This is a genomic window from Priestia sp. P5_B4, assembly GCF_056400385.1.
This window is the reverse complement of record NZ_JBFULJ010001342.1, coordinates 1-727: the sequence shown is the minus strand read 5'-3', so window position 1 is coordinate 727 and position 727 is coordinate 1. Positions and strand designations below refer to the sequence as shown.

The 727-nt window shown below is 39.1% G+C and carries 2 protein-coding genes; one reads left to right on the top strand and one right to left on the bottom strand.

Annotation, left to right across the window (positions count from 1 at the left end):
• Positions 1-2: 2 nt before the first annotated feature.
• A complete protein-coding gene (locus AC1DRF_RS30870; protein WP_477742683.1) occupies positions 3-476 on the top strand; it encodes a GNAT family N-acetyltransferase in 474 nt (157 codons plus the stop codon).
• A gap of 33 nt (positions 477-509) precedes the next feature.
• On the opposite strand, the gene AC1DRF_RS30865 is transcribed toward AC1DRF_RS30870, so the two are convergent.
• On the bottom strand, positions 510-727 hold a 218-nt coding region (locus tag AC1DRF_RS30865), incomplete at its 5' end, for an EamA family transporter (RefSeq protein WP_477742682.1).

Genomic DNA, 727 nt, shown 5'->3' with positions numbered 1-727 from the left:
TTATTCAGCCATATGCTAGCAAGTATCAACAGCAAGTAGTGGATTTAATTCTTCATATTCAGCAGCAAGAATACCAAATTCCAATAACAGAAAAAGATCAGCCTGATTTGTTTGAAATCGAAAGCTTTTATCAACAGGGAAACGGAAACTTCTGGGTTGCTGTTTGCAACGAAAAAGTAGTAGGAAGCGTAGCTTTAATAGACATTGGCAGCCGTCAAGTAGCGCTGCGGAAAATGTTTGTAGCAAAGTCTTATAGAGGAGCAACCTTGAAAACAGCTCACCGATTATTGCATACAGCCATCGCGTGGGCAAAAGAGAGAGAAGTGGAAAGAATATATTTAGGAACCACGTTACAATATAGAGCTGCTCATCGATTTTATGAGAAAAATGGGTTTCAACATATAGAGAAAGAAAAGCTGCCTGAGAATTTCCCGGTGATGAACGTAGATAAAAAGTTTTATACATATAAGGTATAAAGTGAGCCGCTAGGTTAAGGAATCTAGCGGCTTTTACTTTGGCAATGTCTCTTGATAATGAACTCTTTTTTTAAGTAGCAAATTGTCTAACTGAGCAATTAAAATCCCCGCAACCACAATAACAGAACCAATCAGTTCTTTAAGCGTAAACAGCTCATGCAAAAAAAGAACGGCAAACAGCGCAGCAAAAATAGGCTCCGTTGCAAAAATAAGTCCTGTGTGAGTAGGAGTTGTGTAGCGCTGGGCAATGG